The 25,207-nt window shown below is 66.0% G+C and carries 20 protein-coding genes; 12 read left to right on the top strand and 8 right to left on the bottom strand.

Annotated features, from left to right (window positions below):
* The first annotated feature begins 13 nt into the window (after positions 1–13).
* The gene (locus tag ACIBJI_RS19245; protein ID WP_364355263.1) at positions 14–427 is read left to right on the top strand and encodes a DUF1707 domain-containing protein; all 414 of its coding nucleotides are present in this window, start codon (positions 14–16) and stop codon (positions 425–427) included.
* Positions 427–765, top strand: coding sequence for a hypothetical protein (locus ACIBJI_RS19240; RefSeq protein ID WP_364355266.1), 339 nt, complete (start codon positions 427–429; stop codon positions 763–765). The genes ACIBJI_RS19245 and ACIBJI_RS19240 overlap by 1 nt, the downstream gene beginning before the upstream one ends.
* A gap of 13 nt (positions 766–778) precedes the next feature.
* Here the strand turns inward: ACIBJI_RS19240 and ACIBJI_RS19235 are convergent, their stop codons facing one another.
* The 3 genes from ACIBJI_RS19235 to ACIBJI_RS19225 form a co-directional block, all read right to left on the bottom strand.
* Positions 779–1,990, bottom strand: coding sequence for a hypothetical protein (locus tag ACIBJI_RS19235; RefSeq protein ID WP_364355269.1), 1,212 nt, complete (start codon positions 1,988–1,990; stop codon positions 779–781).
* 164 nt (positions 1,991–2,154) lie between these two features.
* Positions 2,155–3,504, bottom strand: a complete 1,350-nt coding sequence (gene lat / locus ACIBJI_RS19230; RefSeq protein WP_396957549.1) for an L-lysine 6-transaminase — start codon at positions 3,502–3,504, stop codon at positions 2,155–2,157.
* 64 nt (positions 3,505–3,568) lie between these two features.
* Entirely contained in the window at positions 3,569–4,021 is a 453-nt protein-coding gene (locus ACIBJI_RS19225) for an Lrp/AsnC family transcriptional regulator (protein ID WP_040686931.1), read from the bottom strand.
* A 109-nt stretch (positions 4,022–4,130) separates the two neighbouring features.
* Here ACIBJI_RS19225 and ACIBJI_RS19220 point away from each other — a divergent pair, with 109 nt between their 5' ends.
* On the top strand, positions 4,131–5,660 hold the full coding sequence (locus ACIBJI_RS19220) for an aldehyde dehydrogenase family protein (protein ID WP_364355273.1): 1,530 nt from the start codon (positions 4,131–4,133) through the stop codon (positions 5,658–5,660).
* Between the two features lie 481 nt (positions 5,661–6,141).
* Here the strand turns inward: ACIBJI_RS19220 and ACIBJI_RS19215 are convergent, their stop codons facing one another.
* Positions 6,142–6,429, bottom strand: a complete 288-nt coding sequence (locus tag ACIBJI_RS19215) for a hypothetical protein (RefSeq protein ID WP_364355276.1) — start codon at positions 6,427–6,429, stop codon at positions 6,142–6,144.
* 13 nt (positions 6,430–6,442) lie between these two features.
* Here ACIBJI_RS19215 and ACIBJI_RS19210 point away from each other — a divergent pair, with 13 nt between their 5' ends.
* Positions 6,443–6,649, top strand: coding sequence for a DUF3761 domain-containing protein (locus tag ACIBJI_RS19210; RefSeq protein ID WP_364355279.1), 207 nt, complete (start codon positions 6,443–6,445; stop codon positions 6,647–6,649).
* Between the two features lie 215 nt (positions 6,650–6,864).
* Positions 6,865–10,332 carry an indolepyruvate ferredoxin oxidoreductase family protein gene (locus ACIBJI_RS19205; RefSeq protein WP_397085090.1) on the top strand — a complete coding sequence of 1,156 codons (3,468 nt, stop codon included), beginning with the start codon at positions 6,865–6,867 and terminating at the stop codon, positions 10,330–10,332.
* A gap of 176 nt (positions 10,333–10,508) precedes the next feature.
* On the opposite strand, the gene ACIBJI_RS19200 is transcribed toward ACIBJI_RS19205, so the two are convergent.
* Together ACIBJI_RS19200 and ACIBJI_RS19195 are read right to left on the bottom strand one after the other, a co-directional pair.
* Positions 10,509–11,348: an SDR family oxidoreductase gene (locus tag ACIBJI_RS19200; RefSeq protein WP_364355285.1), complete on the bottom strand. Its 840-nt coding sequence runs from the start codon at positions 11,346–11,348 to the stop codon at positions 10,509–10,511.
* Positions 11,345–12,283 (bottom strand): patatin-like phospholipase family protein, encoded by a 939-nt coding sequence (locus tag ACIBJI_RS19195; RefSeq protein ID WP_397085087.1) that lies wholly within the window; start codon positions 12,281–12,283, stop codon positions 11,345–11,347. Before ACIBJI_RS19195 ends, ACIBJI_RS19200 begins: the two co-directional genes overlap by 4 nt.
* A gap of 69 nt (positions 12,284–12,352) precedes the next feature.
* Here ACIBJI_RS19195 and ACIBJI_RS19190 point away from each other — a divergent pair, with 69 nt between their 5' ends.
* A complete protein-coding gene (locus ACIBJI_RS19190) occupies positions 12,353–12,982 on the top strand; it encodes a TetR/AcrR family transcriptional regulator (RefSeq protein ID WP_397085085.1) in 630 nt (209 codons plus the stop codon).
* On the opposite strand, the gene ACIBJI_RS19185 is transcribed toward ACIBJI_RS19190, so the two are convergent.
* Entirely contained in the window at positions 12,972–13,517 is a 546-nt protein-coding gene (locus tag ACIBJI_RS19185) for a histidine phosphatase family protein (RefSeq protein ID WP_364355294.1), read from the bottom strand. The two genes, ACIBJI_RS19190 and ACIBJI_RS19185, sit on opposite strands and share 11 nt — an antisense overlap.
* 137 nt (positions 13,518–13,654) lie before the next feature.
* Here ACIBJI_RS19185 and ACIBJI_RS19180 point away from each other — a divergent pair, with 137 nt between their 5' ends.
* The 6 genes from ACIBJI_RS19180 to ACIBJI_RS19155 all read left to right on the top strand — a co-directional run bounded on the left by ACIBJI_RS19180 (position 13,655) and on the right by ACIBJI_RS19155 (position 23,194).
* Positions 13,655–18,496 (top strand): ATP-dependent helicase, encoded by a 4,842-nt coding sequence (locus ACIBJI_RS19180; protein WP_397085083.1) that lies wholly within the window; start codon positions 13,655–13,657, stop codon positions 18,494–18,496.
* A 279-nt stretch (positions 18,497–18,775) separates the two neighbouring features.
* Positions 18,776–19,582 (top strand): DNA-formamidopyrimidine glycosylase family protein, encoded by an 807-nt coding sequence (locus tag ACIBJI_RS19175; RefSeq protein WP_397085081.1) that lies wholly within the window; start codon positions 18,776–18,778, stop codon positions 19,580–19,582.
* A gap of 129 nt (positions 19,583–19,711) precedes the next feature.
* A complete protein-coding gene (locus tag ACIBJI_RS19170; RefSeq protein WP_364355303.1) occupies positions 19,712–20,278 on the top strand; it encodes a TetR/AcrR family transcriptional regulator in 567 nt (188 codons plus the stop codon).
* On the top strand, positions 20,278–21,123 hold the full coding sequence (locus ACIBJI_RS19165) for an MBL fold metallo-hydrolase (RefSeq protein ID WP_364355306.1): 846 nt from the start codon (positions 20,278–20,280) through the stop codon (positions 21,121–21,123). Before ACIBJI_RS19170 ends, ACIBJI_RS19165 begins: the two co-directional genes overlap by 1 nt.
* Positions 21,124–21,179: 56 nt before the next feature.
* Positions 21,180–22,541: a hydroxysqualene dehydroxylase HpnE gene (hpnE, locus tag ACIBJI_RS19160; RefSeq protein WP_364355309.1), complete on the top strand. Its 1,362-nt coding sequence runs from the start codon at positions 21,180–21,182 to the stop codon at positions 22,539–22,541.
* Positions 22,542–22,603: 62 nt separating this feature from the next.
* A complete protein-coding gene (locus ACIBJI_RS19155) occupies positions 22,604–23,194 on the top strand; it encodes a TetR family transcriptional regulator (RefSeq protein ID WP_364355359.1) in 591 nt (196 codons plus the stop codon).
* 3 nt (positions 23,195–23,197) lie between these two features.
* On the opposite strand, the gene ACIBJI_RS19150 is transcribed toward ACIBJI_RS19155, so the two are convergent.
* Positions 23,198–24,931, bottom strand: coding sequence for a glycerol-3-phosphate dehydrogenase/oxidase (locus ACIBJI_RS19150; RefSeq protein WP_397085078.1), 1,734 nt, complete (start codon positions 24,929–24,931; stop codon positions 23,198–23,200).
* Between the last annotated feature and the right edge of the window lie 276 nt (positions 24,932–25,207).

Below are 25,207 nucleotides of genomic sequence, written 5' to 3'. Positions count from 1 at the left end.
TAGCCTTGCTGTTATGAGTGACCTGCCCGAGATTCGCATCGGCACCGCGGAGCGTGAGCAAGCGATGCAGCGCCTGTCCGATCATTTCGCCGCCGGGCGGCTCAGTGTGGCGGAGTTCGATGAGCGCAGTGCCGTGGTCGCGGCGGCGCTGACCCGCGCCGACCTGGACAAAGTCTTCGTCGACCTGCCCGAACCCGCTCCCGTCGTCGCGGCGCCCGCCAAACGCGACTCCGGGTTCCTCGACGAGTGGCCGGAGCGGGTGATGGCGGTGATCCCGATCCTGGCCGTCATTCTCTTCTTCGTCACCGGCAGCTGGCTCTGGTTCCTGGCCATCCCGCTGGCGGGTGCACTGTTGTTCGGCGGTCGGCACGAGCATCAACGTCGCCGTCCACGCGACCGTCGCCGCCGCAGGGAGCTCGAGGACTGATGGAACCCGTCGAAATCAATGCGGGCACCTGGTATCTGCGGGCGCTGCGCGCCGACGACCGCATCGATGACCGCCCAGCCCTCGCCGCTGGCGGCATCACCGATCCGAACTACGTCACCCGCCGCACCGAGCAGTGGGATGACGAATCCCACTTCTCCTGGGCCGTCTGCGAACCCACCACCGCTGAACTGGTCGCCGAAATCGTCGTGACGCCCGGCGCTGACAACACTGCCGAACTCACCGGCTGGGCCCGCCCCGGTTACGAGCCCGCCCTCGAAACCGGCACCACCGCGGTCAGTCGCTTCGTAGAAGGCGGTCTCGGCCTCCGACTCCCCTGAGCCGGAAGCCAACTCAGCGCATCACACCCGTGTGTCCCGTTGAGTAACGGCCCGGCTGTGGCCAGATGGTGAGTCCGTGCGCTCCCCGCCCAACAGGTATGCGCGCCAACAGGTTCCAGTTCTCGATATCGATCGCGTACACCTCACCGTGGTGTCGACCCGATACCCAGAAAACCCGCCCGTCCGCGGACAGATTGCCCATATCCGGACTGCCACCGCCCGGGATGAACCACTTGCGCACCAACTTATTCGCGGCGAAATCCCAGACGGAGATGCTGCCCTCGTGGCGGTTGGTGATGAGCATCTGTTTGGAGTCGCGGGTGACATACAGACCATGCGCACCTTTTCCAGTCGGCACGAAACCCGTGTTCTCCCAAGTCGATGCGTCGATAGAGTAGATGCCGTCGGCGACCATATCGGCGATGAAGAAGCTGCGTCCGTCCGGGGAGAGCTTGACGTCCTGCGGCTTGCCAGCACGACCGCCCGGCAGGTCGATCATCTTGATCACCTTGCGCTCGGCCACATCGAAAACCAGCATGCGGCCGATGAATTCGCAGCTGGCCAGGGCGAATCGACCGTCGGCGGTGAAGTCCATGTGGTCGACGCCCGCGCAGTCGGGCACCGCGAGCGCGTGCATTTTCTGCCAGGTGTGCGGATCGTAGAAGTCCAGCGACTTATCCGCCTCGGCAACGACGAGCGCGTATTGGCCATCCGGCGTGAAGTACATGTTGTAGGGGTCGCGCACCGGGAAGGGCTCGCCGGGTTTGCCGGTGCGCGGATCGATCGGCAGCAGGGTGCCCCCGCCGATCGGCAGATCATTGGTGAGATACAGCGTCTGCATGTCATAGGACGGGACCACATGCTGGGGCTCCCGACCTCCGGCCGGGAAACTGTCGATTACTTGAAAGGTTGCCGGGTCGATCACCGAAACCGAATGCGATTCGCTGTTCGGCACGTAGACCAGGGGCCGATGATCGGCCACCGTCGGACTCAACGCCCGGTTCGCGGCATAGATGTCGGTCGGCGACAACGGCGGTGGCATACCGGGTAGCAGATTCTCCAGATGCGGCGGTGCCGCGCTGGTCGGGGCGGTGACGGTGGTGGGCGGCAGAGTCGTCACACCCACCGATCCGGCCTCGCTCGGGGCGCACCCGGCGACCGTCACGAGGACGGTCGCCGAGGCGAGCAATTGGGCGCAGCTTCGGCGATTGCGCTGTCGGTTCACGCGCTGCACCGTGCCAGGAGGTGGTGAAGACGAGATGACATGGGTGCGAAGCCTAGGCGCTGCCGCCGGGATTCCACAGCAATCCCCGCCAGGGCGTATCGGGTTGCCCGAATCATCCGGAACTACGTACTCGGACAGTCGAATTTCCGATTGCGGGCGGATAACTATCCGGCGTCGCTGAGTACCCGTTCGAGTGCGTCGACCGCGGCATCCAATTCCGCCTCGGTAACGGTGAGCGGCGGCCGGAACCGAATACCGCGCTCGCCGGTGCCGAGGATCAGCACATGCTCGCGTTCCCGCAGCGCGGTCAGCACCTCGTCCCGCAATTCGGCCGAGGCCAGCGTGATGGCACACATCAACCCGCGCCCGCGCGGTTCGGTGACCCGAGGGTGGTCGGCCGCGAGCTGTTCCAGACGCCGCAGCAGATGTGCGCCGAGCGGTCGTGACCGCTCGATCACCTCATCGCGCTCGAACACCTCGAGGATGCGTCGGGACCGCACCATATCGGTGAGATTGCCGCCCCAGGTGGAATTGAGCCGAGAGCTGACCACGAAGACATTATCGGACACCTCGTCCACACGCCCGCCCGCCATGATGCCGCAGACCTGGGTCTTCTTGCCGAACACGACAATATCGGGCTCGAGCCCGAGTTGTTGGTAGGCCCAAGTGGTTCCGGTCATGCCGACGCCGGTCTGTACCTCGTCGAGGATGAACAGCGCGTCGTTCTCGTGACACAGCCGCTGCACGGCCTGCAGGAATTCCGGGCGCATATGCCGGTCGCCGCCCTCGCCCTGGATCGGTTCGGCGATGAAACATGCTATGTCGTGCGGGTTTTCGGCGAAGGCGCGGCGCGCCTGGTCGAGTGCGTGTGCTTCGGCGGCGGCGATATCGACGCCGTTGGCCAGGAACGGCGCGTCGATGCGCGGCCAATCGAATTTGGGGAAGCGGGCCGTCTTCACCGGATCGGTATTGGTCAGCGACATGGTGTAGCCGGTGCGGCCATGGAAGGCTCCGGTCAGGTGCAGCACCTTGGTGCCGAGTTCCGGTGCGCGCCCGTGGGATTCGTTATGCCTGCTCTTCCAGTCGAACGCGACCTTGAGCGCGTTCTCCACCGCTAGTGCGCCACCGTCGATGAAGAACAGGTGCGGCAGCCGGGGATCGCCCAGCACCCGCACGAAAGTGTCGACGAAGCGGGCCATTTCGACGGTGTAGATGTCGGAGTTGCTCGGCTTGTTGAGCGCCGCGACGCTCAGTTCCACGCGGAACTCTTCGTCCTCGGCCAAGGCGGGATGGTTCATGCCGAGGGCATTGGAGGCGAAGAAGCCGAACATATCGAGGTAGGAGCTGCCGTCGCGTTCATCGACGATCAGGCAGCCACGGGATTTCCGTAGATCCAGCACCAGGTCGAATCCATCGGCGAGGATGTGCGCCGACAGGATCTCGTGTACCCGGGAGGCGGGGGTGACCGGTGCATTGCCACTCCCCGCGCGGGTGCGCTCCAGTTCGATGGTCACATCAGTAGGGTACGAAAATCTTTACGAAAATTCTATGAAATAACGGACTAATTACGGCCACAGGCTATCTGTCGTAGAATGTCTGCAAGATGATGGTGCTTCGAGTTCGCACGTTGGCGGTCGCCCTGATCTCCTGCAGCAACTGCTCGAGGTGCCGGGGAGAGGCCACCCGCACCAGCAACACGTAACTCTCGTCACCGGCCACCGAGTGGCATGCCTCGATACCCGGGATATGTTGCAGCACGGCAGGCGCGTCATCAGGTTGCGAAGGGTCGAGAGGAGTGATGGCGACGAATGCCGACAACAGTTGCCCGAGCGCCTCGGGATCGACATGTGCGGTGTAGCCGCGGATCACCCCGCGCGCCTCTAGTCTGCGGACCCGCGATTGCACAGCCGAGACCGATAAACTCGCCTTTTCGGCCAGATTCGACAGGGTGGCGCGACCATCGGCCATCAGTTCACGAATCAGCAGGCGATCGATGTCATCGAGTACGGGTCTTGCCGGTGTATCCGCCATCAGCGAAGGCTAACCCAGCGGAGGCTACTCGTGGCGAAAACTTTTGCTCGTTAACTCACCGTACCCATCCGATACTGTTCGCCGACCCAAAGTTACAGCGGAGCAACCGATGACAGACATGCTCGAAGACCACCTGACCAAGGACCTGGCTACCCGTGCGGCGGAACTACTGCACACACTCGGCGCGCAGTCACCGGTCGCTGGCGAACTGTCCGCGCGGACGCCGATCACCGGTGGCACGCTCATGACGCTGCCCGCCGACTCCCTCGACGACGCGGATGCGGCGATCGGGAGGGCGGCGGCGGCCTTCCGCGGCTGGCGCACCGTACCCGCCCCGGTCCGGGCCGGGGTGGTGCGGCGACTGGCCGAACTACTCACCGCGCACAAGGCCGAACTCGGCGAACTGGTCACCCTGGAGGCGGGGAAGATCCGTGCCGAGGCGGTCGGCGAGGTGCAGGAAATGATCGACATCTGCGAGTTCGCGATCGGGCTGTCGCGCCAGCTCTACGGCAAGACCATGCCATCGGAGCGGCCTGGACATCGGCTGATGGAGACCTGGCATCCCCTCGGCGTGGTCGGGGTGATCTCGGCGTTCAACTTCCCGGTCGCGGTGTGGGCATGGAATACCGCCGTCGCGCTGGTCTGCGGTGACACGGTGGTGTGGAAGCCGTCGGAGACGACACCCCTGACTGCGCTGGCCTGCCATACGCTGCTGCGCCGGGCGGCGGCCGATGTCGGCGCGGATCCCGAAGTGCACCAGCTGATTCAAGGTGGTGCGCAGGTCGGGTCCCGGCTGGTCGACGACGAGCGGGTGGCGCTGGTGAGCGCGACCGGTTCGGTGCGGATGGGTCGCATGGTGGCGCCGCGGGTGGCCGCTCGGTTCGGGCGATGTCTGCTGGAGTTGGGCGGTAACAACGGCGCGATCGTCACGCCCACAGCGGATTTGGAGCTGGCGGCGCGCGGCATCGTGTTCGCGGCGGCGGGTACGGCCGGACAGCGCTGCACAACCTTGCGTCGATTGATCGTGCACGCCGATGTCGTCGGGCCGCTGCTGGATCGCGTAGCCGGGGCATATCGTCAACTGCGCGTTGGCAATCCGCTCGACGACGGTGTGCTGGTCGGCCCGCTGATCAACCGCCGCGCCTACGAGGAAATGCGTGCGGCAATCGATCGTGCGCTCGGCGATGGCGGCGAATTGGTCTGCGGTGGTGAGCGAGTCGACGGGTTCGGCGACGATGCCTGCTACGTGCGTCCCGCGATCGTGCGCATGCCCGCCCAGACCGCCGTGGTCCGCGAGGAAACCTTCGCACCGATCCTCTACGTGCTGACCTACCGCGACTTCGACGCCGCCATCGACCTGCACAACGGTGTGCCGCAAGGCCTTTCCTCGGCCGTCTTCACCGCCGACCAGCGCGAAGCCGAACGCTTCCTTGCCGCCGACGGCTCCGACTGTGGTATTGCCAATGTCAATATCGGCACCTCCGGCGCGGAAATCGGCGGCGCGTTCGGCGGCGAGAAGCACACCGGCGGCGGCCGGGAATCCGGGTCGGACTCGTGGAAGGCATACATGCGGCGGGCGACCAACACCGTGAACTACTCCGATCAGCTGCCACTGGCGCAGGGCATCCAGTTCGGTTGAGCCACAACCCGCCCCCCGCCGCTTGGGCGCCTAGGTGAGGTCGACGGTGCCCGCTCGGGATAGCTCGCACGAGCCACCGGGCCCATGGTGTGTCCGGGCTGCCGATGGATTGGGCATCCACGGTCGAAGGTCGCGATGTGTTGATCCAAGTCGCCGATGACCTCGTCATGAACTGCTTTGTCGGCGACCGATCCGTATTAGGCGTTCGGTACCCGTTCGACGAGGGACTGTAGTTCGCTCGTCAATCGAGACTGTGTCCGCGGGTTCTCGGAGATCGCGACGCAGAGGCCGCAGTTTCGAAATCCTGCCCTTGCCACTGACGGTCCGAGCCGGCCGGTTTCCAAACCGACTGGCCTGGACCCTTTTTCATCGGTAAGTGTTTTGCGGTGAGTCGCTGCGAGTGTCGGTAACGGGATGTATGCCAGAGCGATGGAGCGAGTAGTCCAGGCACCCAAACCTTTCAGATCGCCCTGGCAGAAATTCAGTAGGGGAACATGAGGAATCGCTTCACCACCTTCGTCGGCACGGGCATCGCCTTCGCGGGTGCGCTCACACTGCTGCTCAGCGGCTGCGCGCCGCAATCGAGCGGCCCCGGCCTCACCGCCGCTACGGCGTCGATCACCACGTCGAAGGCCACCTCGACACCGCCCGCGACAACATCGCCGCAGCCGACTACGACCACCACGGCGGCGTCGACCGCAGCGCCGACCACGTCGGTATCGCCGCCCGCGCCGGCCCCGGCACCGATCGCCTCAGCCCCACCCCCCACGTACCAACCACCGGTGGCAGCCGCCCCACTTGCACAATCCCAGCAGACCTGCGGCGACGACTCATACCTCAACTCGGACAACCAATGTGTCCACCGCCCCCAGTCCGCCCCCGCCGCCCCGCCCGGAGCCACCGCCCGCTGCACCGACGGCACCTACAGCTACAGCCAACACCGCTCGGGCACCTGCTCCCATCATGGTGGCGTAGCCGCCTGGCTGTAACGCCTGACGCAGCTCATACCGGGTCATCGTGGGCGGGATCACATTTCACCTCGCATCCTGCATAGCCGGTGTCCACCGATCGAGCTTCAAATTGCGCAGTCTGCTCAATGTGTCGCACATCAGTTGTGCGTTCAGCTCTTCAAGTACAGGATTGCGGCAACAAATGCTCAACACAGCGAAGCGCCCGATCGGCGCCTCGCGGATGGGTGGACTACATGACCGAGCTCGCCGACCGCGAACTGATCCCAGCCCCCTACGACCTCGCCGACCGCTACCGCGTGGGTGCGGGCACCGTTATCCTCACCGGCGTCCAGGCGATCGCTCGACAGCTGGTCGAGCAGCATGTTCGCGATCTGCGCGCCGGACGCCGGGTCGGTACCTTCGTCTCCGGATATCAGGGCAGCCCGCTGGGCGGTGTCGACAAGATGCTCAGCGGGATGCCGGATGTTTTGGCCGAGCACGATATTTCGTTTGTCCCCGGTTTGAACGAGGAGCTTGCGGCAACCTCGGTGTGGGGCAGCCAGGCGGATCTGCCCGCCGGCGCGGCGACCCATGACGGCGTTGTCGGAGTCTGGTATGGCAAGGGCCCAGGTCTCGACCGCGCGACTGATGCACTGCGGCACGCCAATATGTACGGCGCGAATGCGCGTGGCGGCGTGCTGTTGCTGGTCGGCGATGATCCGGCATCCAAGTCCTCGACCGTGCCGGCGGTGAGTGAGCGTTCGCTGGCCGCAATGGGTATTCCGGTGCTCTTTCCGCGCAACGCCCGCGAGATCATCACCATGGGCTTGCACGGTGTCGCCCTCTCGCGCGCATCGGGATGTCTGGTCGCGCTGAAAATTGTCGCCGACGTGGCCGATGGCGCTTGGACAGTCGACGGCAAGGTTGGCGATATCGACATCACTATTCCCGAGATCGACTGGGAGGAAAGGCCGTTCACCTACCAACAGCGCCCGATGGCCGCGCCGACGGACAGCGTGCTCGCCGAGGCCGATCTGTACGGACCGCGCTGGAAGATGGTGCAGGCCTATAGCGCACTCAATGAACTCGACGTCATCGAGGTGAATCCGACGCGTGCCCGCATCGGAATCGCCGCCACCGGAACCACATTCGACGCGGTGCGCCAGGCACTGATCGATCTCGGCGCCGACGACGACGCGCTGCATCGTGCCGGGGTCCGACTGCTGCGCATCGGCATGCCGTATCCCATTGCTCCCGAACGCGTCCGGCAGTTCGCCGACAGGTTGGAGCGGATCGTGGTCGTCGAGGACAAGACCGCGTTCATCGAAACGCAGATCCGCGAAATCCTGTATGGCTCTGTCGATGCGCCCGAGATCATCGGCAAGCGCGATGCCGAGAACCGGCCGCTGTTCGCTCATGACGGCGAGCTCACCTCTGGTCGGATCGTCGCACCGCTGCGCCGTGCGCTGCAGGGTCGGCTGGAGATGAAACGCACCTTGCCGCAACCACTGTCACTTTCGGTTCTGCCCGCGAAGCGGGCCGCGTACTTCTGCAGCGGCTGCCCGCACAACCGGTCCACCGCCGTGCCGGAAGGGTCGATCGCCGGTGGCGGCATCGGCTGCCACACCATGGTGACCATGTCCGGCCGCGACGACAGCAAGGTGACCGGGCTGACCCAGATGGGCGGTGAAGGTGCGCAGTGGATCGGGCAGGCCCCGTTCACCTCGGTGCCGCACCTGTTCCAGAACATCGGTGACGGAACGTATTTCCACTCCGGACAACTCGCGGTGCAGGCCTGTATCGCCGCGGGCGTGAATATCACCTACAAGCTGCTCTACAACGATGTCGTCGCGATGACCGGCGCGCAGGACGCCGAGGGAGCACTCGCGGTGCCCATGCTGACCCACAAACTCAGCACCGAGGGCGTGCGACAAATCATCATCTGTGCCGATGAACCCGAGAAGTACCGCAAGCGCGACCTCGCCGCCGGAACCCTGCTCTGGCACCGGGATCGGCTCGACGAAGCCCAGCGCACCCTGCGCGCAATTCCCGGGGTGACCGTGCTCATCTACGACCAGCACTGCGCCGCCGACGCGCGCCGCCAGCGCAAGCGGGGCACGCTGCCGGTTCGGCGGACCCGGGTGGTCATCAACGAGGCGGTCTGCGAGGGCTGTGGCGATTGCGGTGTCAAGAGCAACTGTCTTTCGGTGCAGCCGGTCGAAACCGAATTCGGCCGCAAGACCCGCATCGATCAGACCTCCTGCAATACCGACTACAGCTGTATGGACGGCGATTGCCCCTCGTTCGTAACGGTCGAGCTTCCCGCGAAAGCCGAGAAGCGAAAGGCGACTCGACGCCCCGAGCCGCCGGTACTACCCGACCTGCCGAACGGCGCGCCTGCGACGACCCAGAATGTATTCCTCGCCGGTATCGGCGGCACCGGAATCGTGACGGTCAACCAGGTGCTTGCGACCGCGGCCTTACGCGCCGGGTACGAGGTGGCGAGTCTGGACCAGATCGGCCTGAGTCAGAAGGCTGGACCGGTCGTATCGCATCTGCGCTTCGCGAGTGGCGAATTGGAACCGGCGAACCGGCTTACGCCGGGTTCGGCCGACTGCATCGTCGCATTCGACCTGATCACGGCCACCGATAACAAGAATCTGGCCAACGGGTCGAAGCAGACCACCCTGTCCGTCGCCTCGACCAGCAAGACCCCCACTGGCGAAATGGTCTACGACAAGTCCGTCGCGTATCCCGAAGAGCGCGACCTGCTTGCCCGACTCGAGCAAGTGTCGCGCTCGGTGCGCTCGTTCGACGCGCTGGCCGCGTCCGAGGTGCTGTTCGGCAACACCGCGGCCGCCAACTTCCTGCTCGTCGGCGCCGCCTATCAGATCGGTGGTCTGCGCATACCCGCGTCGGCGATCGAGGAGGCCATCGAGATCAACGGTGTTGCGGTGCATGCCAATATCGCGGCTTTCCGTTGGGGACGGGTGGCAATCGCGCGGCCGGATGAATTCGCCGCTGCCACCACACCCAAGACGCACAAGCGACCCGAGATCGCCATTCCGTCAGATCTTTTCGATGGTGTGACCGCGTCAGGTGAGACGAGGCGACTGCTCGAACTGCGTGCCGTCGAGTTGATCGGCTTCCAGGGCGTGCGGGTGGCCCGCGCCTACGTCCGTACCGTGCAACGCATTTGGGATGCCGAGCGGCGTATCACCGACCGGACCGAGTTCAGCGAGCAAGTGGCCCGTGGCCTCTACAAGTTCACCGCATACAAGGACGAATACGAGGTCGCGCGGCGCCTGACCGACCCGGCCTTCCTCGACCAGGTCAGCGAGCGAATTCCCGACGGCGCCAACCTCACCTACCGCCTACACCCGCCGATCCTGCGCGCCATGGGCCGCAAGAAGAAGATCGGTCTCGGCCCACGCAGTCACGTCGCCCTGCGTGTACTCGCCAAGGGAAAGCGCCTGCGCGGCACCAAATTCGACCCATTCGGCTATGCCCATGTCCGCCGCGTCGAACGCACTCTGCTCAGCCACTACACGGAAATGGTGACAACACTGGCCGCAAACCTCGGCCCAGCGGACTACGACCGCGCTACCCGGGCCGCCGCACTCCCCGACATGGTCCGCGGCTACGAGGACATCAAATTGGCCAACGTCGAGCTCTACCGAAACGCCCTGCGCGACCTCAGCATCGAACCACCTCAGGTGTAACCGCAGAGGTAGCTGTCTCGGCACCGGGCACCCGCTTATGGGTGCCCGGTTGTGACGGGGTGTGCCCGGTCGGTTCAGATATAGGTGCCAGGTGCCGAGGCATCGGGTGCAGGCGATTTCGACTGCGGAGCAGATGCAGCCTCGGGGCAATCGTTCTCTTGCCGGATAAGATCCGACTATTCGGTGATCGAACGGACCTGTTGTTCGTACTTCGCGCGGGTTTCGGAGTCGGCTGGGTGGAGAGCGCGGTTGCCATCGAGGAGTCGGCGAACAAGGCGGACTGCGCGCTCGGGAGCGGCGGCCAGGGCAATGTCGATGGGGCCCAGGTAGTTCGGGACGGCCACTTCGGCCTTGCGGGTTTCGCAGGTTTGCAGGATGGCGGCGGCGACGTCTTCGGGGTCCACCGTCGGCATACCCTTGCCGAGGGACAGACCGGAGGAGAGGCGGGTGCGCACAGCCGAGGGCATCACGCAGCTGACGCTGACGCCCTGCGGTGCGAACTCCAAACGTGTTGCGGCGGATAGGCCTACGGCGGCGAATTTGCTGGCGTTGTAGACGGCCAAGCCCGCGACCGGGATCTTGCCCGCGAGCGAGGCGACGTTGACGACGTGGCCGCGGCGGCGCTCGATCATGCCGGGCACCACGGCGCGCATGCCGTGGATGAGACCCCAGACATTGACATCGATGGTGGCGCGGCCGACCGCGTCGGGCTCATCGAGGAACGCGCCCGCGGGCATGACACCCGCATTGTTGACCAGAACATCCACCGCGCCGAAGTCTGCGACGACCTTGTCCCATTGGTCGCGGACACGGACATCGAGCTCATAGGCACGCGCGCCGATCGCGGCAGCGGCGGATTCGGCTGCGACAGCGTCGACATCGGCAATGGCGAGTTCAGCGCCCTCGGCCGCGAACAGTTCCGCGGTCGACTGTCCGATGCCGCGGCCCGCGCCGGTAATCAGCACCCGCGCGCCCTTCAGGTCGATACCCGGATAACCGTGACCGAGAATATTCATGCGAATGCTCCTTGTTCCAGCGCTCGGCGGGTGCTGCGCAGGCTGTGTTCGAGGGTTTCGAGACGACGACGGCCGTCCATGAAGTTCGGTCCCATTACGGCGAGGTCAGCTGCGGTGGCACCGATCACGAGGACGCGCGTACCAGCCGCACGCAACACCGCGACCTCGGCAGCGAGCTGGGCGCTCATGCGATTGCGCAGCTGCCGCTCCAGGAAATGACCGGGACCGGTCGCGGGGACTTCTTCGACGGAGGCCATGGGCGCGAGCACCAGCACCTCGTCGAGTTGTTGTGCGGCAAGCAGGTCCACTGATGCGGTCGAGCCCGCACCACCATCGATGAAGCGACGTCCGGCGATCGATACGGGCGGGAACCAGCCGGGAACCGCCCACGACGCACGCAGCGCCGCACCCAGGTTCGCCGATGGCGCGTCGGGCGAGCCGAATGGAACCCGTTCTCCCGTCGCGTAATCCATGGCGACCAGCCAGGTCGCGGGGTGAGATACCCAGGACCGGCCGGGATTCAGGCGATCGGCAAGGTGCTGCAGCCAGCTCGCATCGCCACCGCCGATCGGCAGCAGGCCGCTGCCCGCGGTGAGCAACCGCTGACCGGTCGCGGGCGCACGCAGGCTCAATGCCAACTCACCCAGCCGCGGTCGAGGCAGCGGCGGGAACCGCCCGGGCTCGGAACGCATATGCGCCAACAGAATCGGATTCGTCGAGGTACCGCGCTGCATCGCGACGAGTTCATCCACGCCGATGCCGCTGCCGAGCAGGGTGACCGTCTCGGCACCCGCCGATGTGCCGAGCAGCACATCCGCCTCGCGCGGCTCCCAGTCGAGTACCTCGCGGGTGGCGGCCAGCGCGGCCACGATCCAGGCGAACCCGAGCGTTCCGCCGCAGCCTACGGCCATGCCGCGCCGATTTTTGTTACCCATGGTTCCACACACTAGCAGGATTCAAATACCTTCAGTATCTGAAAGCCACCGGTACGTAGAATCGGCGGCATGGCACGTCTGACCCGGTCCGAAAGCCAGGCCCGCACCCGGGCCGACCTGATCGCGACCGCACGCGATCTCTTCCTGGCCGAGGGCTATGTGAAAACCAGCCTGGAGCGGGTCGCCGAGGAGGCGGGCTACTCGAAGGGCGCGGTCTACTCGAACTTCCGCACCAAGAAGGAACTGTGCCTGGAGGTGCTCGGGCTGATCCACGCGACGAAATTCGGCGAGGTGGCCGATCTGATCGCGGCGGGCGAGACGCTCGACGACCAGCTGGCTCGATTCCACGAATGGGCCGAGCACACCATCGGCGATGTCGGCTGGACCATGCTCGAATTCGAATTCGCCACGGTCGCCCGCGACGATCCGGAACTGCAGGCCGCGCTGGTCTCGAGCCTGGCCATGATGCGCGGCGCTGTCGCGGCGCAGGTGCAGACGCTTTCGGACATGACCGGAATCCCGCTGCCGATGCCCGCCGAGGATGCCGCGACCGCAATCCTGAGCATGGGTATCGGGCTCGGCATGCAACGAGCCGTCGATCCGTCGATTCCGGTGCGCTTGATCACCGATGCGGTACGACTGCTCGTAACTATGGGCGAAGGGCCACTGCGCGCGATGAGCCCGGATCTCACGCGGTGAAGTGCAACGTCCATTCGCCGCGATAGTGCAGCCGGGTGACGCTGCCCGGCGGAATGTCGATCCGCCAGAACGATTTCGGCGGCGCGTCCAGGGTCACCAGCAGTGCCGCGCGGATCACCGCCGGATGGGTGACGGCGATGGTTGACATGCCCTCGGAAGCGATTTCGGCCATCCAGTACCTGGTCCGCTCGACCACATCGGTTACGGATTCGCCACCGTGACCACGGAACTGCGGGTCGGTCAGCCAGGCATATAGCTCATCCTGCGGCACCGACATCAGTTCGCCGCCGCGCCACGCGCCGGCATCCAGATCGCGCAGCCGGGTGTCCTCCTCGCCCGGAAGCCCCATCAGCGCAGCCGTTTCCACGGTCCGGCGTTCGGGTCCGGTGAGTACCCGCGCCGCGGTCAGGCGGCCACACGCGGCGATTGCTCGGCGACCGGCCTCGGTCAGCGATTCGTCTACTGGAAAACGTGCCTTTCGCATCGCCTCGGTCATGCCATGGCTGACCAGGTCGAGTCTGAGCACCTTTTGCACGGTTGGAAGCGTACGGCGCGACGCTGGCGGCCGTACTTCGATTGCCACCCCTTCGCTCGGGCCAACAGCCATTTGCCGGACTCGAGGTATTCCGGCCGCCGCTGCTGGTTGTCGGTGCCCGGGTGCACACTGATGCCATGGCCCAGTTCTCCACCGCGACCCAAGAGTGGTTCGACGGCGCATTTCCCGCGCCGACGTCTGCTCAGCTGGGCGCATGGAAGGCCATTGCCGCAGGTGAGCACACCTTGGTCGTCGCGCCAACCGGTTCGGGTAAGACGCTGTCGGCCTTTCTGTGGGCCATCGATCAACTCGCGACCCGACCGAAACCCGAGGGCAAGGTCGGCACCTCTGTGCTCTATGTGTCACCGCTGAAGGCATTGGCGGTGGACGTCGAACGGAATTTGCGCGCGCCGCTGGTCGGGGTCACCCAGACCGCGAAACGGCTCGGCCTGGACCCGCCGATGATCACCGTGGGTGTTCGTTCCGGCGACACCAGTGCGGCGCAGCGGCGATCGATGCAGCGGACGCCGCCCGACATTCTGATCACCACGCCCGAATCGCTGTTCCTGATGCTCACCTCGGCGGCCAGGGAGACGCTCAGCGATATCGGCACGGTGATCGTGGACGAGGTGCACGCCATCGCGGGCGGTAAGCGCGGCGCACATCTGGCGCTTTCGCTGGCACGGTTGGATCTGCTGACCGAGCGGCCCGCGCAGCGGATCGGGCTCTCGGCGACGGTGCGCCCGCCTGAGGAGGTCGGGCGATTTCTGGTTGGAAATGCGCCGATCACGATCGTTTCGCCGCCCGCTCCCAAGACCTTCGATCTGTCCGTGCGTGTGCCGATCGCGGATATGACCGAGCCGGGCGATTCCGATCAGCCCGGATCCATCTGGCCGCATGTGGACGAGGCGATCGTCGACCTGGTGCTGGACCACCGGTCTTCGATCGTCTTCGCGAATTCGCGCAGGTTGGCCGAGCGGCTGACCGCACGGCTCAATGAGGCCTATGCCGCGCGGCTGGGCGAGGCCGTCGAGACTGTGTCCGATTCGCCGCGCACGGGGCCCGCCGTGGTTACGCAAGCTGCCTCCTCCCGGCCTGACCCGCGCGGCGGGCACAAACCGCCCGCCCAACTCGGCGCATCGACCGAAGTGATCCACGGCGCGGATCCGCTGTTGGCCCGGGCGCACCACGGGTCGGTGAGCAAAGAGCAGCGGGCGCTGATCGAGGACGATCTCAAGAGCGGACGGCTGCGCTGTGTGGTGGCTACCAGCAGTCTCGAACTCGGAATCGATATGGGCGCGGTCGATTTGGTGGTGCAGGTGGAGGCGCCGCCTTCGGTGGCCAGTGGGCTGCAGCGAGTCGGGCGAGCGGGGCACCAGGTCGGTGAGATTTCGCGCGGGGTGCTGTTCCCGAAGCATCGCACCGACGTCATCCACTGCGCGGTCGCGTCACAGCGGATGACTGCCGGGCAGATCGAGGCCCTGCAAGTTCCCGCGCACCCCCTGGACATCCTGGCCCAGCAGACCGTCGCGGCCTGCGCGCTCGAACCCATCGATGTCGACGCTTGGTTCGAAACCGTGCGCGGCACCGGCAATTACGCTTCGCTGCCCAGATCGGCGTATGAATCGGTGCTCGATTTGCTCGCCGGTCGCTATCCGTCGGACGAGTTCGCCGAATTGCGACCCCGGCTCGTGTGGGACCGCGACGCGGGCACGCTAACCGGTCGGCCGGGGGCGCAACGACTGGCCGTCACCTCGGGTGGCGCGATTCCGGATCGCGGCCTGTTCGCGGTCTACATGGTCGGTGAAAAGGCCTCCCGGGTGGGCGAACTCGATGAGGAGATGGTGTACGAGTCGCGGGTCGGCGATGTATTCGCCCTCGGCGCGACCAGCTGGCGCATCGAGGAGATCACCTTCGACCGGGTGCTGGTCACGCCCGCGTTCGGGCAGCCGGGACGGTTGCCGTTCTGGCATGGTGACGGACTCGGTCGGCCCGCCGAACTCGGTGCGGCGCTAGGCGAATTCATCCGCAAGGCCGGTGCGCAATCGCCGAAGGGTTCGAACCTCGACCCCAAGAAGAACTCCCCAGCGGATCCGGCAGTCGACGCACTCCTACGTGGTGCAGGCCTCGACGAGAATGCCACCGCGAATCTGGTGACGCTGCTCGATGAACAACGCACTGCCACTGGACAATTGCCCAGCGATAGAACCCTGATCGTCGAGCGCTTCCGTGACGAACTCGGCGATTGGCGACTGGTGCTGCACTCGCCGTACGGCTTACCGGTGCATGCGCCATGGGCGTTGGCGATCGGTGCGCGGCTGCGGGAGCGGTTCGGCGTGGATGTCGCGCCGAATGCCTCCGATGACGGAATCGTGGTGCGACTGCCCGATACCACCGACGATCCACCCGGTGCTGAGCTGTTCGTGTTCGAGCCCGATGAGATCGACGAGATCGTCACCGAGCAGGTCGGCGGATCGGCGCTGTTCGCATCGCGATTCCGGGAGTGCGCGGCACGGGCGCTGCTGCTGCCCCGACGCGATCCGGGTAAACGTGCGCCGTTGTGGCAGCAGCGGCAGCGGTCGGCGCAATTGCTCGATGTGGCGCGGAAGTTTCCGGACTTTCCGATCCTCTTGGAGACGGTGCGCGAATGTCTGCGCGACGTTTACGATCTTCCGTCGCTGCGGGATCTGCTCGGACGGGTGGCGCGTCGCCAGGTGCGATTGGTCGAGGTGGAGACCGCGACACCGTCACCGTTCGCCAATTCCCTGCTGTTCGATTACATCGGGCAGTTCATGTACGACGGGGACAGTCCGCTGGCCGAACGTCGGGCGGCCGCACTATCGCTCGATTCGAGTCTGCTCGCCGAATTGCTCGGGCGGGTGGAACTGCGGGAGCTGTTGGACGCCACCGTCATCGAGCAAACCGAGCGGGAATTGCAGCGGCTCACACCCGAACGGTCGGCGCGGGATGCGGAGGGGCTGGCCGATCTATTGCGGCTGCTCGGACCGCTTACTGCCGAGGAAGCCGCGCAGCGGTGTGGCGGCGTTCAACTCGACGACGCAGAACCCACCGGTAATCCGGCGGAATGGTTCGCTGGCTTGGTGAAATCGAAGCGCGCACTCGAGGTTACGTTCGCCGGACGGACCTGGTGGGTCGCCGTGGAGGATGCCGCGCGCCTGCGCGACGCGCTCGGCGTGCCGCTGCCCATCGGCACCCCGGCCGCATTCATCGAACCGGTCGCCGATCCGCTCGGAGACCTCGTTGGGCGCTATGCCCGCACGCACGGACCGTTCACCACCGAGGCCGTGGCCGCTCGTTTCGGACTCGGCACCGCGGTCGCCGCGACGGCACTGCATCGGCTGGTCGCGGAAAAGCGCGTGGTAGAGGGCGAATTCACGCCGGCGGCCAGCGGCCCGGAATGGTGCGACAGCCAGGTGCTGCGCCGATTGCGCCGCCGATCCCTCGCGGCCGCCCGACACGAGGTCGAACCCGTCGCGACCGCCGCCTTCGGCCGATTCCTACCGTCCTGGCAACACATCGGTACCGGTGAATTGCGCGGCGTCGACGGGGTCGCGGCAGTGGTGGAACAGCTTGCGGGAGTGCCGATTCCCGCGTCCGCATGGGAATCGCTGGTATTGCCCGCGCGGGTGCGCGATTACTCCCCCGCCATGTTGGACGAACTGATGGCCACCGGTGAGGTCATCTGGTCCGGGCACGGCGCCATCACTGCCAAGGACGGCTGGATTGCCCTGCACCTGGCCGACCAGGCGCCGTTCACGCTGACGCCCGCCGACGAGATCGAACTGTCCGAGGTACACCTGCGCCTGCTCAACGCATTGGGCGCATCGATCGCCCCATGGACGCCTATCGATGCCGATACGGAGGAACCACCCGCAGGGCCAGACCAGGTCGTCTCGCTGGATGATGCAGTACAGGATGTTTCAGCGATGCCGGGCATTTCCGCGAATCGAGGCACCTCGGCGACCACCAACGGCTCAGCGCGCCGAAACAGTTCGCCACCGCGACTTCCGCCGGTCCTGCACGGCGGCGGCGCATACTTCTTCCGTCAACTCTCCGATGCCACCGGACTCCTCGACGACGCTCGAGTCGCGACCGCACTGTGGGAGCTCGTCTGGGCAGGCGTCGTCTCCGGTGACACCTTCGCCCCGGTCCGCGCCCTGCTCTCAGGCACGGCCCGGACCACAACCGCACATCGCACACCCCGGCGCGCGCCACGCGGACGGGCCTATCTCCCACGACCGAATATGCCGACCAGATCCGGACCGCCCGCCGTGGCGGGCCGCTGGTCACTCCTGCCGGAACGGGTGGCGGACAACACCCTGCGCGCCCACGCAACGGCGGACACCCTGCTGGAGCGGTACGGCGTGCTGACCCGCGGCTCGGTGCAGAACGAGGGCGTGCCCGGCGGATTCGCACTCATGTACCGCGTGCTCACCGAATTCGAGGATCGCGGCCGTTGCCGCCGCGGCTATTTCATCGATTCGCTCGGCGGTGCACAATTCTCGACCACCGATGTGGTGGACCGACTACGCTCCTTCGACACCGAACGCACCCGTCCCGGCAGCGGCGGACAACGCCGGAGCACCGCATCAGCCTTGGCGGCAAGCGATCCCGCGAACCCCTATGGCGCGGCACTTCCCTGGCCGAAGGGACCGGCCGAGGGCGCAGGTCACCGTCCAGGACGCAAGGCCGGTGCGATCGTCGTGCTCGTCGACGGCGAACTCACGCTCTATCTGGAGCGCGGCGGCAAAACCCTACTCACCTTCACCGAGGACCCGAACCTCCGCCAAGCCGCGGCCACCGCCCTGGCCGATCTGGTGCGCGACCGCCGCGTCGACTCGCTCGTAATCGACCGAGTCGACGGAGAAACCGTGCACGGCAACACCTTCGCCGGTTTCCTCACCGAGGCCGGATTCTCCGCAACCCCAAGAGGCCTCCGATTGCGGAGCAAGCCGTGACCCGACGACGACGAACCCACGCAAAGCGGCACGGTTCCGGCACGCGTGGCGACGGCCCCTCGCACACCGCGAAGCGAGACCGAATTCTCCGCGACACCACGCGACCTGCGATCGCGAAGCAAGCCGTGACCCGACGACGAACCCACGCACGACGTGCCCGTTCCGGCACGCGCGGCGACGGCCACTCGCACACCGCGAAGGGTGAATTGCGCGGCGATGAGCGGACGCGCACTGCGGAGCAGACAATGACCCCGGCCCGAATCAATCTATGGTCGAGCCATGCCTGAAGGCGACACCGTATTCCTGACCGCGGCCAGGCTGCGGCTCGCGCTGGAGGGAAAGACACTGATCCGCAGCGATTTCCGGGTGCCGCGCTATGCGACGGTCGATCTGGTCGGGCAGCGGGTCGACGGTGTCGCCAGCTATGGCAAGCATCTTTTCGTCCGCACCGACGAGGTCAGTGTCCACACGCATTTGAAGATGGAGGGCGAATGGCGGACCTACTGCGCCGGTGAACGGTGGACGCGGCCGCCGGTGACCGCCCGGCTGGTGCTCGGCACCGATGACACCGAGGCGGTGGGCTTTTCGCTCGGTACCGTCGAGGTGTTGCGACGCGCGGACGAGCACACCGCCACCGACCATCTCGGGCCTGACCTGCTCGGCGCGAACTGGGATGTGACCGAGGCGCTGCGACGGCTGGAACGGCATCCGGCCCAACCCATCGGCCTCGCCCTACTGGACCAGCGCAATCTGGCCGGTATCGGCAATATCTTCCGCAGCGAAATCTGCTTCCTGCGCCGCGTCCACCCGGCCACACCGGTCGCCGATGTCCCCGACCTGCTCGCCCTCGTGCACGAGGCCCATCGCGTGCTCACCAAGGCCGCAACCGAACCGCCGTGGCGGGCACTGGCCTACGGGCGCGCCCGCCGTCCGTGTCAGCGCTGCGGCACCCGCATGGTCGTGCATCTACTCGGCGAGACCGAACCCCAGCCCGGTCGAACAGCCCGAAACCCCCAGTCCGACCGCATCATCCAGCGCGAACGCGGCATTTACTTCTGTCCACGCTGCCAACCCGAACCCGCCTGATCGAACCGAGCGGGAACGAGTTGCCACTCAGTAGCTATCACCCTGAATCCACTGCTACCGACCATCTCGAATATCCGCCAGTTCCCGAACTAACTAGACCGGTCGTCATAGTTCACGTACCGTGAGGGCGTGGCACCTCGCACCGACTCCCGCCAACGCTTCATCGACGCCGCGGCCGACCTCTTCCACACCCAGGGCTATCACGCCACCGGCCTGAATCAACTCGTCAGCGCGGGCGGCGCCCCCAAGGGCTCGCTCTACTTCCACTTCCCGGGCGGCAAGGAACAACTCGCCGCCGAGGCCATCACCCAATCGAGCAGGCAATTGCGCGACCAGCTCGACGCGATCCTTGCCGACGGCGGCGATATCGCCACCGTCTTCGACGTCCTCACCGCGCTGCTCGTAGAGTCCGATTTCGAACGCGGCTGCCCGATCGCGACCATCGCACTCGACGCTGGGCGCGAAAGCGAAACGATCAGGCAGGCCTGCGTCACCGGTTTCGAATCCTGGCGCGAATCGATCGAAAAGTACCTGCGGGACAAGGGAATCGGCCGAGAGCGGGCCACCGAACTGTCTACCGTCGCCCTCGCCACGATCGAGGGCGCCCTGATGCTCGCCAAGACCAAACGCGATGTCGCGCCGCTGCGCGCGGTCGCCGCCCATCTGCGTACTACCTTCGAACGGGAGCTTTCCTGATGCGCGTGCACCACCTCAATTGCGGCACCATGCGCCCACTCGGTGGCCGTCTCCTCGACGGCACCGGCAGCATCTTCGGCCGCGCCGAAATGGTCTGCCACTGCCTGCTCCTCGAACTCGACTCCGGACTCGTCCTGGTGGAGACCGGCGTCGGCGAACAGGCGGTCCATCGGCCCGAGGAATGGCTCGGCCGTCGCTTCCTGCGGCTCACCAATCCGGTCCTCGATCTCGCGCAGACCGCCGTGCACCAGATCGAGGCACTGGGTTACCGACGCGAGGACGTCCGCGACATCGTGCTCACCCATCTCGATCTCGACCACGCGGGCGGACTCGCCGACTTCCCGCATGCGCGGGTGCACGTATACGCCGAGGAACTGCGCGCCCTACAGGGCGGACATACGCGGGAAGAACGCTTGCGCTATAAGGAACCTCAGTTTCGGCACGGTCCACGCTGGGAGTCGTACGCGGATACCGGTGCCAGCTGGTTCGGCTTCGACGCGGTGCGCGAATTGACCGGCCTGCCCCCGGAAATCCTGATCATCCCGCTCGCTGGGCATACCCGCGGTCATGCGGGTGTCGCCGTCGATACCGGAAGCGGCTGGCTGCTGTCCGCGGGCGACTCCTACTTCCATCCCGGCGTACTCGACCCGGTTCGGCCGCGACAACCGTTCGGTACGGCCATGTTCGAGAAGAATGTGCAGACACTTCCCGCCGCCCGCATCGAGAACCAGCAGCGGCTGCGCGAACTGGTGCGCGACCACGGTGACGAGGTCACGGTGTTCTCCGCGCACAGCTCGATCGAATTCCATGCCATGCAGCAGATCGCCGTTCGACCAAACCCTTGACGGCCCAGGCACTCCCGATTAACTTGCAGAATGTAAGTTAATATAGGGAGTGCAATGTGAACGATCTGCGGCGGTACGTGGTCATCGGGGGTGGACTGGCCGGGCTGGCGTCCGCGGTCTGGTTGGCCGAGGCGGGTAAGCAGGTCACGCTGCTGGAACGCCGCGGCCGACTCGGCGGCCGGACACATGCGATGAAAGTCGAAGCGGCCGATGACCTTCCCGATAACGGCCAGCATGTGATCGCCAGCGGTTATGACCATCTGTTCCGCTACCTGACCAGCGTCGGCACCCGCCAGTACGTCGCCTTCCCGCACGGCGGGACGCTGCGCTGGCCGGGCGGGCGCAGCGTGTTCATGTCGACCAAGGGCTGGGGCGCATGGCGCACGCTGTTCGGCGCACATCCCGACGCGAGCCTGCTCGATCGGCTGCGCGCCGCCCGAGCCACGGTGCGACTCGGCTGGCAGAGCCTGCACCAACCCGCTGACCTCGCCGATCTCACCACCGAACAGTGGTTCAACCGGGTGGGCATGCCCGCTCCGGCGCGAGAAGCGTTGTGGGACTGGCTCGCTCTCGGCCTCGCGGCCGAGCCCGTCCAGCAGGAATCGGCCAAGATCCTCGCCGATTTGCTGGCCACCGGCATCCGGCTCGGGGTCGAACACCGTCGGGCGGTCACCATCGGCTACCCGACCACCGACCTCGATACCCTCTACATCGCCGGGGCCCAAAAGGTTTTCGAGAAATACGGTGTCGAGGTCCGCCATCGCGCGGTGGCCCGCCGCATCAATATCGAGAATGGTGCGGTGACTGGGGTGGTACTCGCCGATGGTTCGGTCGTCCCGGCCGATGCCGTTGTCTGCGCGGTACCGAATTCGAATATCGGCGGACTGCTGGATGAATTGCCGGAACATTCCGAAATCTACGCCGCCGCAGATAAATTGGGATATACACCGATCGTCAGCACCAACCTGTACCTGGACCGCCCGCTCGGCACCGAGGCCGAATTCGAGGCACTGATCGGCGGCACCGGCGTCATCGACGAGGTCTTCGACCGGCAGTTGATGACCGGGCGCAGCACCGACCGGGCCTGGCTGTACTGCCTGACCACCAGCGGCGCGTACGAGCAGATACACAAGACCAACGAGCAGATCATCGACGAACAAATGCGCCTGCTGCGCCGCTACTACCCGGCCGCCGAAAATGCGAAAGTCGTTCAGGGACACGTAGTTCGAATGCCGAAAGCGACGTTCTCGCAGGTGCTCGGCACGCACGGCCTGCGCCCGGATCAGCGCACCTCGGTGCCGACGCTGGTACTGGCCGGTGATTGGACCGCGACCGACTGGTCGGCGACCATGGAGAGCGCGGTGCAGAGCGCTGCCAAGGCGGTGGACCTGCTACTTGCGCTACCGTCTTTGCCGTGACCACGGAGCGCTCGACCTCTGAGCACCCCACTGCGAAGTCCTGTTCCACGCCCAAGCGCCGCATGTCCGCGGCCGAGCGGCGCGCGCAGCTACTCGATGTGGCGCGCGCTATTGTCGCCGTCGACGGCTTCGGCGCCGTGAGTATCGATCGGGTCGCGCGCGAGGGCGAGGTGGCACGGGCACTGGTGTATCAGCAGTTCACCGATCTGTCCGGGCTGATGACCGCGCTGGTGGATCGCGAATCGGCCATCGCACTGGCCGGTATCGGCAGTCTCGACTGGGCGGACACCGATGACGATGCGGATCGGATCGGCCGCGGCATTCTCGCCTATCTGCATGCCGCGCCGACCAGTTGGCGGATCATCCTCAGCCCACCCGACGGCGGACCGCCGGATCTGCGCGACCGGCTCGAAGTCGGCCGGGCCTATGCGCGGGCGATCGGCGCGCGGCATCTGTCGCGCCATGCGGGAGTCACCGTCGATCCGGATGGTGCGACCGAGCGCATCATGCTCGCGGCATTGGAGGAATTGGCTCGGCTGCATCTGGCCGACCCGCAGCAGTACCCGGATGAACTGGTACTGCGCTATATTCGGTCGCTCTTGGCCTGGGCCACCCAGGTCGAAACCCCGAAAAAGCCGCCAGCTGTCGGTTAGCCCTCAGCTGTCCAACGGGACCGGTTCCAGGATCTCCGGGCGCGGTTCGGGGGCCGCGATGCGAAGGGCATCGGCGGAGGGGTCGTCCGGCTGGGTCTGGGAGCGGATCTCCGCGTCGACGCGGGCCTGGTAAGTGCTTACCTCCCGGTCGATTTCGTCGTCGTCCCAGCCGAGTATCGGTGCGACCAGATGGGCTACCTGTTCGGCGCAGTTCGCGCCGCGATGCGAGTATTCGATGGAGATCCTCGTCCGGCGGGCCAGAATGTCGTCCAGGTGCAGTGCGCCCTCCGCGGCGGCCGCGTAGGCGGCCTCCACCTGCAGATATGATGGCGCGTCCATAATCGGCTGCAGTAGTTCGGGTTTGCCGTCGGCCATGGCCATGACCTCGTCGATGAGTGAACCGTAGCGCTCGAGCAGATGCTTGACCCGGTACGGATGCACACCATAGGCCTCGGCGAGTTGCACCGTTTGATTGATCAGCGCGAAGTAGCCGTCGGCACCGAGCAGCGGAACCTTATCGGTGATGGACGGCGAGACGCGCGCCGGAATATCCTGCGCCGCTTCATCGACCGCGTCATAGGCCATCACCCGGTAGGTGGTGTACTTGCCGCCCGCGATGCCGACAAGCCCCGGCGCAACGCGGGCGACTGCGTGTTCGCGCGACAGCTTGGAAGTCGAATCGCTTTCTCCCGCAAGCAAAGGCCGCAGACCCGCGTAGACACCGTCGATATCCGCGGGGGTGAGCGGGGTAACCAAAACCTGGTTGACTCGGTCCAACAGATAGTCGATATCGGCCTTGGTTGCCGCCGGATGGGCGAGATCCAGATTCCAGTCGGTATCGGTGGTGCCGATGATCCAGTGCGCGCCCCACGGGATGACGAACAGCACCGAGGTCGCGGTGCGCAGGATAATCGCGGCATCGCTGACTATGCGGTCGCGCGGCACCACAATGTGCACTCCCTTGGACGCGCGCACGTGAAAGCGGCCGCGATTGTGCGAAAGCGCTTGGACCTCATCGGTCCACACACCGGTCGCGTTGATCACCACATGCCCGCGGATCTCCCCGGTGCGGCCGTCCTCGCTATCGCGCATCTTCACCCCCACGACCCGATCCGCCTCGCGCAGAAAGCCGACGACCTGGGTGGAAGTGCGGATAACCGCGCCGTAGTGCGCGGCGGTGCGGGCGACGGTCATGGTGTGGCGGGCATCGTCGACGACCGTGTCGTAGTAACTGACGCCGCCGATCAGCGAGTCGGGGCGCAAACCGGGCGCCAGCCGGAGTGCCCCGTGCCGGGTTAGATGATGTTGGCCGGGAACGGATTTCGCGCCGCCCATGGTGTCGTAGAGCACCAGCCCGGCGGCCACGTACGGACGTTCCCAGCCGCGGCGGGTGAGCGGGTAGAGGAAGCGCAGCGGCTTCACCAGATGCGGTGCGAGCCGGGCCAGTGCGAGTTCACGTTCCCGCAGCGCCTCGCGGACCAGCCCGAATTCCAGTTGCTCCAGATAGCGCAGCCCGCCGTGGAACATCTTCGAGGAGCGGCTCGAGGTGCCGGAGGCGAGATCGCGCGCCTCGACCAGCGCTACTTTGAGACCGCGCGTCGCCGCGTCGAGCGCGATACCCGAGCCGACCACGCCACCACCAACGACGACCACGTCGAAGTGATCCTTACCGAAGCGCTCCCATGCCGTCGCGCGCTGCTCGGGGCCGAGGAACTGCGATTGCGGTTTCTTGGTCATGCTCGACTCCTCCAGCCGACCCCGGCGTCGGGGTTCAGACGACGTTTGTGGTCTTTCGGGCACACGATCGGGCTGCTCAGTCCGGCGGGCGGTCTTCTGTTTTCCAGGCTAAAGGAACCGGCGACGATCCCAAGTCGGGGCCGAAGCCGTGTCGCCCGCGGCCGATAACCCGCGCTACTCGCCGGTAACCGATCCCAACACTAGTCCGACAACCTGCTGGTCGCGAGGTGATGCGTGGCGCGCTCCGCTGTTTTCCCCGATGGCCACGTCGGTTTT

The organism is Nocardia sp. NPDC050408 (genome assembly GCF_044458905.1).
In the GTDB taxonomy this organism is placed as follows: domain Bacteria; phylum Actinomycetota; class Actinomycetes; order Mycobacteriales; family Mycobacteriaceae; genus Nocardia.
The sequence above is the reverse complement of the archived record's forward strand: the minus strand, read 5'-3'. Positions and strand labels throughout refer to the sequence as shown.

Excerpts from the sequence above, each read along its gene's own strand:
- ACIBJI_RS19245 (WP_364355263.1), top strand. The coding sequence starts at position 14 with ATGAGTGACCTGCCCGAGATTCGCATCGGCACCGCGGAGCGTGAGCAA.
- ACIBJI_RS19240 (WP_364355266.1), top strand. The coding sequence starts at position 427 with ATGGAACCCGTCGAAATCAATGCGGGCACCTGGTATCTGCGGGCGCTG.
- ACIBJI_RS19225 (WP_040686931.1), bottom strand. The coding sequence starts at position 4,021 with ATGGCGGATACACCGGCAAGACCCGTACTCGATGACATCGATCGCCTG.
- ACIBJI_RS19220 (WP_364355273.1), top strand. The coding sequence starts at position 4,131 with ATGACAGACATGCTCGAAGACCACCTGACCAAGGACCTGGCTACCCGT.
- ACIBJI_RS19205 (WP_397085090.1), top strand. The coding sequence starts at position 6,865 with ATGACCGAGCTCGCCGACCGCGAACTGATCCCAGCCCCCTACGACCTC.
- ACIBJI_RS19200 (WP_364355285.1), bottom strand. The coding sequence starts at position 11,348 with ATGAATATTCTCGGTCACGGTTATCCGGGTATCGACCTGAAGGGCGCG.
- ACIBJI_RS19195 (WP_397085087.1), bottom strand. The coding sequence starts at position 12,283 with ATGGGTAACAAAAATCGGCGCGGCATGGCCGTAGGCTGCGGCGGAACG.
- ACIBJI_RS19190 (WP_397085085.1), top strand. The coding sequence starts at position 12,353 with ATGGCACGTCTGACCCGGTCCGAAAGCCAGGCCCGCACCCGGGCCGAC.
- ACIBJI_RS19180 (WP_397085083.1), top strand. The coding sequence starts at position 13,655 with ATGGCCCAGTTCTCCACCGCGACCCAAGAGTGGTTCGACGGCGCATTT.
- ACIBJI_RS19175 (WP_397085081.1), top strand. The coding sequence starts at position 18,776 with ATGCCTGAAGGCGACACCGTATTCCTGACCGCGGCCAGGCTGCGGCTC.
- ACIBJI_RS19165 (WP_364355306.1), top strand. The coding sequence starts at position 20,278 with ATGCGCGTGCACCACCTCAATTGCGGCACCATGCGCCCACTCGGTGGC.
- ACIBJI_RS19155 (WP_364355359.1), top strand. The coding sequence starts at position 22,604 with ATGTCCGCGGCCGAGCGGCGCGCGCAGCTACTCGATGTGGCGCGCGCT.
- ACIBJI_RS19150 (WP_397085078.1), bottom strand. The coding sequence starts at position 24,931 with ATGACCAAGAAACCGCAATCGCAGTTCCTCGGCCCCGAGCAGCGCGCG.